This is a genomic window from Vibrio sp. 1CM24A (assembly GCF_023161725.1).
GTDB classification, from domain to species: domain Bacteria; phylum Pseudomonadota; class Gammaproteobacteria; order Enterobacterales; family Vibrionaceae; genus Vibrio; species Vibrio coralliirubri.
Window position 1 is genome coordinate 133,709 of the sequence record NZ_JALNTS010000002.1, and the last position, 13,401, is coordinate 147,109.

10 protein-coding genes are annotated in these 13,401 nt (G+C 45.4%); 2 read left to right on the forward strand and 8 right to left on the reverse strand.

Going from position 1 to position 13,401, the window contains the following annotated elements; all coding sequences use genetic code 11:
- Window positions 1-48 precede the first annotated feature (48 nt).
- The 5 genes from MSG38_RS04590 to MSG38_RS04610 all read right to left on the reverse strand — a co-directional run bounded on the left by MSG38_RS04590 (window position 49) and on the right by MSG38_RS04610 (window position 5,692).
- Window positions 49-813: a transporter substrate-binding domain-containing protein gene (locus tag MSG38_RS04590; RefSeq protein ID WP_017067326.1), complete on the reverse strand. Its 765-nt coding sequence runs from the start codon at window positions 811-813 to the stop codon at window positions 49-51.
- A 263-nt stretch (window positions 814-1,076) separates the two neighbouring features.
- On the reverse strand, window positions 1,077-2,843 hold the full coding sequence (locus MSG38_RS04595) for a transporter (RefSeq protein WP_048613936.1): 1,767 nt from the start codon (window positions 2,841-2,843) through the stop codon (window positions 1,077-1,079).
- 847 nt (window positions 2,844-3,690) lie between these two features.
- Entirely contained in the window at window positions 3,691-4,317 is a 627-nt protein-coding gene (locus MSG38_RS04600; protein ID WP_017069898.1) for a bifunctional 4-hydroxy-2-oxoglutarate aldolase/2-dehydro-3-deoxy-phosphogluconate aldolase, read from the reverse strand.
- Window positions 4,318-4,389: 72 nt separating this feature from the next.
- Window positions 4,390-5,322, reverse strand: a complete 933-nt coding sequence (locus MSG38_RS04605) for a sugar kinase (RefSeq protein ID WP_017061485.1) — start codon at window positions 5,320-5,322, stop codon at window positions 4,390-4,392.
- Window positions 5,323-5,356: 34 nt separating this feature from the next.
- Window positions 5,357-5,692 (reverse strand): cupin domain-containing protein, encoded by a 336-nt coding sequence (locus MSG38_RS04610; RefSeq protein WP_048607082.1) that lies wholly within the window; start codon window positions 5,690-5,692, stop codon window positions 5,357-5,359.
- Between the two features lie 333 nt (window positions 5,693-6,025).
- On the opposite strand from MSG38_RS04610, the gene MSG38_RS04615 reads away from it, so the two are divergent.
- The gene (locus MSG38_RS04615) at window positions 6,026-8,215 is read left to right on the forward strand and encodes a heparinase II/III family protein (RefSeq protein WP_061040196.1); all 2,190 of its coding nucleotides are present in this window, start codon (window positions 6,026-6,028) and stop codon (window positions 8,213-8,215) included.
- 2 nt (window positions 8,216-8,217) lie between these two features.
- Window positions 8,218-10,371 carry a heparinase II/III family protein gene (locus MSG38_RS04620; RefSeq protein WP_248401156.1) on the forward strand — a complete coding sequence of 718 codons (2,154 nt, stop codon included), beginning with the start codon at window positions 8,218-8,220 and terminating at the stop codon, window positions 10,369-10,371.
- Window positions 10,372-10,806: 435 nt separating this feature from the next.
- Here the strand turns inward: MSG38_RS04620 and phnE (MSG38_RS04625) are convergent, their stop codons facing one another.
- From phnE (MSG38_RS04625) to phnC, 3 genes are read right to left on the reverse strand one after another with little or no spacing between them, the layout of a single operon-like run.
- On the reverse strand, window positions 10,807-11,637 hold the full coding sequence (gene phnE, locus MSG38_RS04625) for a phosphonate ABC transporter, permease protein PhnE (protein ID WP_048616507.1): 831 nt from the start codon (window positions 11,635-11,637) through the stop codon (window positions 10,807-10,809).
- 10 nt (window positions 11,638-11,647) lie between these two features.
- Window positions 11,648-12,502 carry a phosphonate ABC transporter, permease protein PhnE gene (gene phnE / locus MSG38_RS04630; protein ID WP_052878558.1) on the reverse strand — a complete coding sequence of 285 codons (855 nt, stop codon included), beginning with the start codon at window positions 12,500-12,502 and terminating at the stop codon, window positions 11,648-11,650.
- Window positions 12,499-13,317, reverse strand: coding sequence for a phosphonate ABC transporter ATP-binding protein (gene phnC / locus MSG38_RS04635; RefSeq protein WP_248401158.1), 819 nt, complete (start codon window positions 13,315-13,317; stop codon window positions 12,499-12,501). Before phnC ends, phnE (MSG38_RS04630) begins: the two co-directional genes overlap by 4 nt.
- Window positions 13,318-13,401 lie beyond the last annotated feature (84 nt).

A 13,401-nucleotide genomic window follows, 5' to 3' on the forward strand; every position in this document is an offset into this window, starting at 1 on the left:
AGGCCAGCATTGCTGGCCTCTTTTTTGTCACTATGTAATCGAAAAGAGTTACTTAAGGGAGTTGTGGATCAGGAACTCTTCTTCAACACCTTTCAATTTCATTTCATCCATAATGAAGTTCACCGTGTTCAACAAACGTTGTTCACCTTTAGGAATCAGATAGCCGAACTGACTGTTGGTGAATGGAGTTTCGCAGCGTGCCGCTTCAAGACGTTCGTCAGTTACTTGATAGAATAGACCTTCAGGGGTTTCTGTCACCATCACATCAACTTTGCCTTCTGCTACTGCTTTTGGTACGTCGAGGTTGTTCTCGTAGCGTGTGAAGCTTGCATTTTGCAAGTTTGCGTCGGCAAAAATCTCGTTAGTACCGCCAATGTTCACGCCCACACGAACAGAAGAGAGGTTCACTTTCTCAATGCTGTCGTACTGTTCTGCGGTGCCTTTCGCAACCAAGAAGCACTTACCAAAGGTCATGTAACCTTGAGTTTGTTCCGCGTTTAACTGACGCTGCATTTTACGCGTAATGCCGCCCATCGCGATATCGTACTTATCGTCGTCTAGATCGGCCAGTAGATCTTTCCATGTGGTACGAACAATCTTCAATTCGACGCCTAATTGCTCCGCGATGTGCTGTGCAACATCGATATCGTAGCCAGAGTAGCTTTTACCATCGAAGTAAGAGAAAGGCTTGTAGTCGCCAGTCGTGCCCACACGAAGCGTGCCTGATTTTTGAATGTCTTCTAGCTGGTCAGCGTGTGCGACACCAGAAAGTGCCAGAGCAATGGAAGCAAGTAATAGTGATGTTTTTTTCATTGTAATTGTCTGTTGTGTTTGTGTTGTCATTCAAAGTAACAGAAACAATCAGAGAAAGAGATCAAACCATTGGAAAGGTTGGAAAAGAAGATAAAACGAGGGCAGGAGATAGGTATTTCTACGCTTTATGCGCATTAATCGAGATGCGTTTCATATTCCATTTTGATAAGCCGAAGACAAACAAAAAGCCCATGTTATCGAATAACATGGGCTTCATTTTGGTTTAACTTGTTAGCTGCTTATTTAGCTATTTAACGATTTAGTTATTTAGCAACTGACTCGTTGTTCATCTTAGCCGGAGCTTTAGATGCGTTAACCAGTAGGATACCAACGGTGAGTACCATCGAACCACATAGTAGGAACAACAAGCGTCCTGTTGGTTCGTTTGGAATCAGAGCCATTGCTAGGATACCGAAACCTGCTGTGCTGATAAGCTTACCAAGCATTGAACGCTGTTTAGTATCTAGGTTTTGTTGCTCTTCACCTTCCGCTACAAGCGGCGTGTTCCAGTTAGTGAATAGTTGGTCAACTTCTTTCTCACGCTCTGGCGATAGGCCTTTGTAGAAGCGAGAAGTCATGATGAAGTAACCACCTGTGAACACTACGTGAGCCGCTAAGCTAAGACCGACTTTCAAGTCGCTCCATTCACGGCCTGTAAGCGCTGTTTCTAGACCAAATAGGTTCTCGATGTCTTCTGCTTGCAGAGAGATACCGAAGATGTAAGAAACAAAACCACCAACCACTAGAGTAGACCAACCAGCCCAGTCAGGTGTCTTACGAATCCACATACCTAGTAGCACAGGGATAAGCATTGGGAAGCCAATCAACGCACCTACGTTCATTACGATATCGAACAAGCTTAAGTGACGCAGAGAGTTAATGAATAGACCAATCGCGATGATGATAATACCCATCATGATAGTCGTTAGCTTACTTACAATAACCAGCTCTTTCTGAGTCGCATTTTGACGAAGAATCGGGCTGTAGAAGTTCATTACAAAGATACCAGCGTTACGGTTCAAACCTGAATCCATAGAAGACATCGTTGCAGCGAACATTGCTGACATAAGAAGACCAACCATACCTGCTGGCATTACGTTTTGTACGAATGCTAGGTAAGCAGCATCACCGGCTTTGTCGCCCATTGATGTGTATTGCTCAGCGAACTCAGGCATGAATGCACTAACGTACCAAGGTGGTAGGAACCAAATTAGTGGACCAACAACCATAAGGATACATGCTAGGCCTGCCGCTTTACGTGCGTTTTCACTGTCTTTTGCACATAGGTAACGGTAAGCGTTGATGCTGTTGTTCATTACACCGAACTGCTTCACGAAGATGAATACAACCCAAAGGATGAAGATGCTCATGTAGTTTAGGTTGTTACCTAACATGAAGTCGCCGTCGAAGTTAGCAACGATGTTAGTTAAGCCGCCACCGTGGAAGTAAGCTGCTACCGCACAAGTGATTGTCACGGCCATGATTACAAGCATTTGCATGAAGTCAGAAGCAACAACCGCCCAAGAGCCGCCCGTTACTGCCATCAATACTAGAACCATACCCGTTACCACAATGGTAGCTTCCATTGGGATATTGAATACCGCTGCTACAAAGATCGCTAGACCGTTTAGCCAGATACCTGCAGAGATAAGGCTGTCCGGCATACCTGCCCATGTGAAGAACTGTTCAGACGTTTTACCAAAGCGCTGACGAATAGCTTCGATCGCCGTTACCACACGAAGTTGGCGGAACTTTGGAGCGAAGTACATATAGTTCATGAAGTAGCCAAAAGCATTGGCTAAGAATAGGATTACAATAACGAAACCGTCATTGAACGCGCGTCCTGCGGCACCTGTAAACGTCCATGCTGAAAACTGTGTCATGAAGGCAGTTGCACCAACCATCCACCACAACATTTTGCCGCCCCCTCTGAAGTAATCACTTGTAGAGGTGGTGAACTTACGGAACATCCAACCAATCGCGATTAAAAAGAAGAAGTAGGCGAGAACAACAAAAGTATCAATAGTCATCTTTTCAGCCTTTTAAATATCATAATTAACTGGGCTTAGATTAACGCGTCCCAAGATTTATTTGTACTACAATATGTCTTTAGTATGATCTAGGTCGCATTGATTTTTTGGTCTCTAGTGCACCACCATATAAGTAATTGTTTTAATTGAATTTAAATGTGTGTGTATTTTGTTTGAGATCTAAAATAAATTGAGGGTTAAATGTTTATATGTATTACAATATAAGCAAAGGCGCTTACTTTGCCGTATCTATAAGATTTTAATTATAACCGTAACAAATGTGCTACAAATTGGTGTGTTGTGCGACGACATTCACGTTAATTTGGAACTCTATACTGAAAATTTTGGTATTGAGATTTCAAGTGTAGCTCATTGTTTTCACTTCGCTATTTTCTGTTTATCTGCGGCTATGAAGCCTTTCTATGCTATTTATTCATTTTTTCGTGCCATAGAGGTGCGTATTTGGAATTTTTGTCACTGAGTGGGCGTTAAACTGGACGGGCGGAACACACTTTCGGCTCACTTTGTCTATTGTGGTCTTCAGTGCATGCTATGAGAGATGTTTGACGACGTATCGAAAAGGAACGTTGCTGGGTAAGAAGCTGGATAGGCGATAGGGGGCACCAGTAACGCTTCGTTAGATGCGTGCTGAAGTCGATTGAAAGTTTACATTACTTGTTATTGCCTGTCTTAGTCGCGGAGCTGTGCGAGCCCATAGAGAGAAAGGCGATAAGGTGTGGGGAAACAGAACGTTGATTGAGCGTGTTTTACGGTTAGTCAGCGCAATAAACGCCAGATAACAAAAAGCCCCACCGAGGTGAGGCTTCATCACTAAATCTAAAATAGATTAAGCGTTAACGTGATCAACTGCGTCACGAACCAGCTTGCCTAGCTCGTCCCACTTACCTTCGTCGATAAGGTTAGTTGGAACCATCCAAGTACCGCCACACGCAAGTACAGAAGGGATCGATAGGTATTCATCAACATTCTTCAAGCTTACGCCACCAGTAGGCATAAATTTAACAGGGTAAACCGCTGTTAGTGCTTTAAGCATGCCAGTACCACCAGAAGGCTCAGCAGGGAAGAACTTCAACGTGCGAAGGCCCATTTCCATTGCTTGCTCAACTAGGCTTGGGTTGTTAACACCCGGTACGATTGCAACACCCTTATCGATACAGTATTGAACTGTGCGCGGGTTGAAACCTGGGCTTACGATGAAATCAACGCCAGCTTCGATAGATGCGTCAACTTGCTCGTTAGTCAGTACAGTACCTGAACCGATTAGCATGTCTGGGAATTCTTTACGCATGATACGAATCGCTTCGATTGCACATTCTGTACGTAGCGTGATTTCTGCACATGGCATGCCGTTTTCAACAAGTGCTTTACCTAGAGGGATAGCGTCTTCAGCACGGTTGATAGCGATTACAGGAATTACTTTTAGGTTTGCTAGTTGTTCATTTAATGTAGTCATGAATTCTTTCTCACGTTAAATGTGGGCTTGCTTTCAACTAAGCAAACCCTTGATTATAGTTAAAGTGCGTAATTATAGAGACAGATCAGGCGTCGCTTCTAGAGGAATGATAGCACCTGGATGCTGAATCACAGTCCCTGCCACAATATGACCAGCTAACGCTGCATCACGTGCATTGCCACCGCTTAAGCGCTTAGCTAGGAAGCCCGCGCTGAACGAGTCGCCAGCCGCTGTAGTATCAACAATGTTGTCTACTGGGTTTGGAGCAACGTACTGAGCGCTTTGGCTCTCAACCACTAGGCAGTCTTTAGCACCACGTTTAATGATGATCTCTTTCACACCAGATTCAGACGTACGTGCAATACACTGTTCAATGCTTTCGTCGCCATACAACTCTTGCTCGTCATCAAACGTCAGTAGAGCCGTGTCTGTGTACTTAAGCATCTTCAAGTACCAAGAAATCGCTTCTTGTTGGCTTTCCCAAAGTTTTGGACGGAAGTTATTGTCGAAGAATACTTGGCCGCCTTGCGCTTTAAATTTGTCTAAGAAGTTGAATAGCTGCGTGCGTCCATTCTCTGTCAAGATAGCAAGCGTAATACCACTTAGGTAAACCGCATCAAAAGAGAATAACTTATCAAGTAGAGCAGGCGTGTCTTCCTGGTCAAACATGAACTTTGCTGCAGCATCATTACGCCAGTAGTGGAAACTGCGTTCACCAGTTTCATCGGTCTCGATGTAGTAAAGCCCTGGTTGTTTGTGATCAAGCTGAGCAATTAAGCTAGTGTCGATACCTTCCGCTTGCCACTTTTCTAACATGTCGGTACTGAATGGGTCAGTGCCTAGTGCTGTTACGTAGCTCGTGTTGATATCTTGCTCTTTTGTTAAGCGAGACAAGTAAAGTGCAGTATTTAGTGTATCGCCACCGAAACTTTGCTTAAGCCCGTCTTGTTTCTTTTGTAGCTCAACCATGCACTCGCCAATGACCGCGATGTTTAATGATTTCATATGCTTACCTTAGCAACTGAGGTTGCGCTAGTTATTATTTTAGGAAATCTTCACGCGCAGGGTTGAAGATATCAAGAAGGATGCTGTCTTGCTCTAGTGCAACGGCACCGTGCATCATGTGTTTACGAGCGAAGTAAGCATCGCCTTCTTTAAGGACTCTCTTTTCGCCTTCAATCTCAGCTTCGAAGCTGCCACGAACTACGTAACCGATTTGGTCATGGATTTCGTGAGTATGAGGGTGGCCAATCGCGCCCTTATCAAAACATAGGTGTACTGCCATTAGATCGTCAGTGTAAGCAACGATTTTACGCTTAATGCCGCCACCAAGTTCTTCCCATGGGTTTTCATCTAGGATAAAGAAAGAGTTCATTGTGTATCTCCTAATCTGTTTAAATCTTTTAAGTGTTACTTAACTTGCATCCATCATAAGGGAATGGGCCTAATTGTAATACAATATATCTAAATTTGTGTGATATTGATCAAGCGATACTTTATATAGCGTAAATAAATCAACAACTTAATAAATGGCTGATATTTACCATTAGTTAGCTACATCAATGACTTATAGCTAATTGTGTGACTCTACTCATCATTTGGCGACGAATAGGTATAATTAAAGCTCATATTGTATTACTTTATATGGAGTTTGAAAATTTAATCAAAGTTTAAGCAGATAAACTCTTTATTGAGGGTGACAAAGAATATGACGACTAAACCAGTATTGTTGACTGAAGCAGAAATCGAGCAGCTTCATCTTGAAGTGGGCCGTTCTAGCTTAATGGGCAAAACCATTGCAGCGAACGCGAAAGATCTAGAAGCATTCATGCGTTTACCTATTGATGTCCCAGGTCATGGTGAAGCTGGGGGTTACGAACATAACCGCCATAAGCAAAATTACACGTACATGAATCTAGCTGGTCGCATGTTCTTGATCACTAAAGAGCAAAAGTACGCTGACTTTGTTACAGAATTACTAGAAGAATACGCAGACAAATACCTAACGTTTGATTTTCACGTACAGAAAAACACTAACCCTACTGGTCGTTTGTTCCACCAAATCTTGAACGAACACTGCTGGTTAATGTTCTCAAGCTTGGCATACTCTTGTGTTGCTTCAACCTTGACACAAGAGCAGCGTGACAACATTGAGTCTCGCATTTTCGAACCAATGCTAGAAATGTTCACAGTTAAATACGCACACGACTTCGACCGTATCCACAACCACGGTATTTGGGCTGTAGCCGCTGTGGGTATCTGTGGTCTTGCTCTTGGCAAGCGTGAGTACCTTGAAATGTCGGTGTACGGCATTGACCGTAACGACACTGGCGGCTTCCTAGCGCAAGTTTCTCAGCTGTTTGCACCGTCTGGCTACTACATGGAAGGTCCTTACTACCACCGCTACGCGATTCGCCCAACGTGTGTGTTCGCTGAAGTGATTCACCGTCATATGCCTGAAGTTGATATTTATAACTACAAGGGCGGCGTGATTGGTAACACAGTACAAGCCATGCTAGCGACGGCTTACCCGAACGGTGAGTTCCCGGCTCTGAATGATGCTTCTCGTACTATGGGTATCACAGACATGGGTGTTCAGGTTGCGGTAAGTGTTTACAGCAAGCATTACTCTTCTGAAAACGGTGTAGACCAAAACATTCTAGGTATGGCGAAGATTCAAGATGCGGTATGGATGCATCCATGTGGTCTTGAGCTATCTAAAGCTTATGAAGCAGCGTCTGCTGAGAAAGAAATCGGCATGCCTTTCTGGCCAAGTGTTGAATTGAACGAAGGCCCTCAAGGTCACAACGGCGCGCAAGGCTTTATCCGTATGCAGGATAAGAAAGGCGACGTTTCTCAACTTGTTATGAACTACGGCCAACACGGCATGGGTCACGGCAACTTTGATACGCTGGGTATTTCTTTCTTCAACCGTGGTCAAGAAGTACTGCGTGAATACGGCTTCTGTCGTTGGGTGAACGTTGAGCCTAAATTCGGCGGCCGTTACCTAGACGAAAACAAATCTTACGCTCGTCAAACGATTGCTCACAACGCAGTAACGATTGATGAAAAATGTCAGAACAACTTTGACGTTGAGCGCGCAGATGCAGTACACGGCTTGCCACACTTCTTCAAAGTAGAAGACGAGCAAATCAATGGCATGAGCGCATTTGCTAACGATCATTACGAAGGTTTTGACATGCAACGCAGCGTGTTCATGCTAAGCCTTGAAGAATTGGAATCTCCACTACTATTAGACCTTTACCGTTTAGATTCTGAGAAAGGCGGCGAAGGTGAGCATCAGTACGACTACTCGCACCAATATCAAGGTCAGATTGTTCGCACTAACTTTGAATACCAAGCAAACAAAGAGCTGAACACGCTAGGTGAAGACTTCGGTTACCAACACCTATGGAACGTGGCAAGCGGTGAAGTGAAGGGCACAGCACAGGTAAGCTGGCTGCAAAACAACACCTACTACACGTGGCTAGGTGCAACGTCTAACGACAATGCTGAAGTTATCTTTACTCGCACTGGCGCTAACGACCCAAGCTTCAACCTACGTTCAGAGCCTGCGTTCATTCTACGCAGCAAAGGCGAAACAACATTGTTTGCTTCTGTTGTTGAAACGCACGGTTACTTCAACGAAGAGTTCGAGCAATCAGTTAATGCACGTGGTGTTGTGAAAGACATCAAAGTAGTGGCTCACACGAATATCGGTTCGGTAGTTGAGATCACCACAGAGAAATCAAACGTGACAGTGATGATCAGCAACCAACTTGGCGCGACTGACAGCACTGAACACAAAGTAGAACTGAACGGCAAAGTATACAGCTGGACAGGCTTCTACTCAGTAGAAACAACTTTAAACCCAGAATTAGCAGAGCAGGGGAAATAATAATGAGCTATCAACCACTTTTACTTAACTTTGATGAAGCAGCAGAGCTTCGTAAAGAACTTGGCAAGGATAGCCTTTTAGGTAACGCACTGACTCGCGACATTAAACAAACTGACGCTTACATGGCGGAAGTTGGCATTGAAGTACCTGGTCACGGTGAAGGCGGCGGTTACGAGCACAACCGTCACAAGCAAAACTACATCCATATGGATCTAGCGGGTCGTTTGTTCCTTATCACTGAGGAAACAAAGTACCGTGATTACATCGTTGATATGCTAACAGCGTACGCGACGGTATACCCAACACTTGAAAGCAATGTGAGCCGTGACTCTAACCCTCCGGGTAAGCTGTTCCACCAAACGTTGAACGAGAACATGTGGATGCTTTACGCTTCTTGTGCGTACAGCTGTATTTACCACACCATCTCTGAAGAGCAAAAGCGTCTGATCGAAGACGATCTTCTTAAGCAAATGATCGAAATGTTCGTTGTGACTTACGCACACGACTTCGATATCGTACACAACCACGGCTTATGGGCAGTGGCAGCGGTAGGTATCTGTGGTTACGCGATCAACGATCAAGAGTCTGTAGACAAAGCGCTTTACGGCCTGAAACTAGACAAAGTAAGCGGCGGTTTCTTAGCACAACTTGACCAACTGTTTTCGCCAGACGGCTACTACATGGAAGGTCCTTACTACCACCGTTTCTCGCTACGTCCAATCTACCTGTTTGCAGAAGCGATTGAACGTCGTCAGCCTGAAGTTGGTATCTATGAATTCAACGATTCAGTGATCAAGACAACGTCTTACTCTGTATTCAAAACAGCATTCCCAGACGGTACATTGCCAGCTCTGAACGATTCATCGAAGACAATCTCTATCAACGATGAAGGCGTTATCATGGCAACGTCTGTGTGTTACCACCGTTACGAGCAGACAGAAACTCTGCTTGGCATGGCTGATCACCAACAAAACGTTTGGGTTCATGCTTCGGGTAAAACATTGTCTGACGCTGTTGACGCAGCAGATGACATCAAAGCATTCAACTGGGGTAGCCTGTTTGTAACGGACGGCCCTGAAGGCGAAAAAGGCGGCGTAAGCATCCTTCGTCACCGTGATGAGCAAGACGACGACACAATGGCGTTGATCTGGTTTGGTCAGCACGGCTCTGATCACCAGTACCACTCTGCGCTAGACCACGGTCACTACGATGGCTTACACCTAAGCGTATTCAACCGTGGCCACGAAGTGCTGCACGATTACGGCTTCGGTCGTTGGGTAAACGTTGAGCCTAAGTTTGGCGGTCGTTACATCCCAGAGAACAAGTCTTACTGTAAGCAGACGGTTGCTCACAACACAGTAACGGTTGATCAGAAAACGCAGAACAACTTCAACACAGCATTGGCTGAGTCTAAGTTTGGTCAGAAGCACTTCTTCGTAGCAGACGACCAGTCTCTACAAGGCATGAGCGGCACTATTTCTGAGTACTACACTGGCGTAGACATGCAACGCAGCGTGATTCTTGCTGAACTTCCTGAGTTCGAAAAACCGCTAGTGATTGATGTGTACCGCATCGAAGCTGACGCTGAGCACCAGTACGACCTACCAGTTCACCACTCTGGCCAGATCATCCGTACTGACTTTGATTACAACATGGAAAAAACGCTTAAGCCGCTAGGTGAAGATAACGGTTACCAACATCTATGGAACGTGGCTTCAGGCAAAGTAAACGAAGAAGGTTCTTTAGTAAGCTGGCTACATGACAGCAGCTACTACAGCCTAGTAACCAGCGCGAATGCGGGCAGTGAAGTGATTTTTGCTCGCACTGGTGCTAACGATCCAGACTTCAACCTTAAGAGTGAGCCTGCGTTCATCTTACGTCAGTCTGGTCAAAACCACGTGTTTGCTTCTGTACTAGAAACGCATGGTTACTTTAACGAGTCTATCGAAGCCTCTGTAGGCGCTCGTGGTCTGGTTAAATCAGTATCTGTTGTGGGCCATAACAGTGTCGGGACTGTTGTTCGTATTCAGACTACTTCTGGTAACACTTACCACTACGGTATTTCAAACCAAGCTGAAGACACGCAGCAAGAAACTCACACTGTTGAGTTCGCGGGCGAGACATACTCGTGGGAAGGATCATTTGCTCAACTGTAAATGATCAACACACATACCATTTAACGATGGCGTGTGCTGATGTGGTGCTTTGCGGGAACGAAGCGCCATGTCATGTTCGGTTGTAAGGGTGTTCGCATCTAAGTAACTGAACGAAACTAAAGTCGATGACAAAGAATATCGGAAATAAGTCAAACCGAGTAACTCGTAGCGAGTTGCTCGGTTTTTTTATGCGCGTTGGGAGTTAGAAATAAGGAACATTAATGAAGAAAGGAAGCAGAAGATAACTTCAAATATGTCGAGAGCAGTCAAAGCTTGTTTTTACTTATATTACTGTAACGGATGGGAAAAACGGAGAAAGAGTAAATCATGAAGTGCGGTTCTAAGCGTGGGTTTGTCCGTAACACCTCAAAAAAAGCCTACTCAATAAGTAGGCTTTGATCTTAGCTAACCGTCTATATGACGTTGTTTTATTATTTAGATTAAGGCTTTGCGTGCTTTGGCAGCTAACCATTCCGAGAAGATAACTGTCACGAGAATCGCGCAGAAGATCACAGTCACTTGAGGCCATGCCAGCATCGCCATCGACTCTTGCAGTTTTAAGCCGATACCGCCAGCGCCGACCAAGCCTAAAACCGTAGACTCACGAATATTGATATCCCAACGGAACAAGCTCGTGCCGATGAAGCTTGGCATCACCTGCGGAAGAATGCCGTAGTTCAACACTTGCAGCGGAGAAGCTCCGGTCGATTGGATTGCTGACATCTGTGTTGCGTTCACTTCTTCAATCGCTTCGTACATTAACTTCGCCACGAAGCCAATTGAACGTAGTGCTATCGCAATGATACCAGCCAACAAACCTGGGCCGATGATTGCTACCAACAACAACGCCCAAATTAACGAGTTGATTGAGCGACTTGCCGCGATGATGAACAGCGCGATAGGTCTGATAAACGTCATGCTTGGCGTTGTGTTGCGTGCAGCTAAGAACGCTACTGGAAAGGCGAGTACGATCCCTAACAGTGTGCCAAGTGTCGCGATGTTAATGGTGTCCCACAACGGACTCCAAAGAGACTCTAAGTAGCTCCATCTTGGTGGCCACATACGTGAAGAGATATCAGCAAATTGGTTGGGTGAGTCAGTCACAAAGTACCAAATCGTATCTTTGTTCATGACTTGCCATGCGAATACTGTCAAAGCAACAAAGCAAAGCCAGCCTAGCCAAAGCATGAGGCTCTGTTTACTGTCGTAACGCTGCCATTGGGTACGATTGATGGCGCTTGTCGGTGTTTCATTTAGCGTGCTCATTGGTCGTTCCTTACTGCACATGCTTACGGATGATGGTTGATAGGTATTCACACAGCATCACAATCACGATAATAATCAATAGAATAGCGGCTGCTGCGCTGTATTCGTAACGGTCCATTGCTGTGTTTAACGTTGCGCCGATACCACCTGCGCCAACAATGCCAATCACGGCTGACTCACGAAAGTTGATGTCGAGTCGGTACATCGAAAGTCCGATAAAGCGCGGCATTACCTGCGCTTGAATCGCGTAATTCACCTGTTGTAACCAACTCGCGCCCGTTGCGCGCATTGCGGTCAGTGGTGCTGGGTCAATGGCTTCAATTTCATCGGCAAACAGTTTTGCGAGAAAGCCGATGGTCGCGAAGGTGAGCGTGACAAAACCCGCAAACGTACCAAAGCCAAATAGAGCAACACACAGAATCGCTACGATGATTTCTTGTAAGCTACGAGCAACCGAAATAAACGCACGACAGAATAGGTAAACGGGAGTAGGGGCAAGGTTTTTCGCTGCGCCTAATCCGAATGGGATAGAAAGAAGGACACCCGCCACGGTCGATGTCAGGGTCATGGTTAAACTTTCAATCAAACCTTGTGAGATGTTGTTCCATCGGCCACCAAAATCTGGGTTCATGAAAGCCAAAATGAACTGCCAGCCGCGTTCGCTGCCTTCGTAAATTCGAGTCCAGTTGACGTGTACCGATTGAGTCGCAAGGTACAAGTAAACCGCGACAATGATGATTAAGCTCCAGCGTAGCCATGGGCTAGAAATCAGTGGCGGCTTTGTCCACTGTGTCGGGTATTGTTTGGAATTCTGTTTTCCTGACTTTAAATGCTGCTGAACTTGATTTGGATATGGTTGAGTCATATTGTTGCCTCAGACAGGCGAGGGCTCGTGATGATGAGGTCATCGGCCTCTTCTTCTGCTTGTTGACTCCAGTCTTCTTCACCGTAGATTTGCGTTAAAACATCGTCAGTGAGCAGGTTTGGTTTGTCATCAAATACGACACAACCTGCATTTAAGCCGACAACACGGTCAACAAACTGCTTTGCTAATTGAACATCGTGAATATTGATGATGGCAGGGAGCTGTTGCTCTGAACAAATCTCACTGATCAGTCGCATGATTTGGCGCGCTGTACGTGGATCAAGTGCGGCCGTTGGTTCATCAATCAACAGTAATTTCGGTTTCTGAGCAAGTGCACGTGCAATACCAACACGTTGACGCTGACCACCCGACAGAGCATCGGCCCTTTTATTGGCGTGTTCTAACAATCCAACACGGTCGAGTAGCGCATAAGCGGCTTGGATATCCGACTCCGGGAAACGACGAGTAAAGCTTTGCCAGAAATTCACGTAACCCAAACGTCCTGAAAGTACGTTTTCCATCACCGTCAAACGCTCAATCAGCGCGTACTCTTGGAAAATCATCCCGATTTCACGGCGTGATTGTCTCAGTTGTCGCTTAGACAGCGTCTCTAGATTGGTATTGGAAAAGATCACTTCGCCGCTGGTGGGCTCGGTGAGCCGATTAATACAACGGATAAGCGTTGATTTACCCGCACCAGATGGACCAATTAAACCAACCACTTCACCGGCATTGACCGACAAGCTAACGTTGGTAAGGGCTTTATCAGAACTGGAGTAGTGCTTGGTAAGCCCTTTAAGGGTAAGAGTAGACATAGAATTCCTATAAGAGCGGTGTACTAAGAGTTCGCCTGAGACAGGCATGGAAAGTAAACCGGAAAGAGTGGTGAATAACTGCAG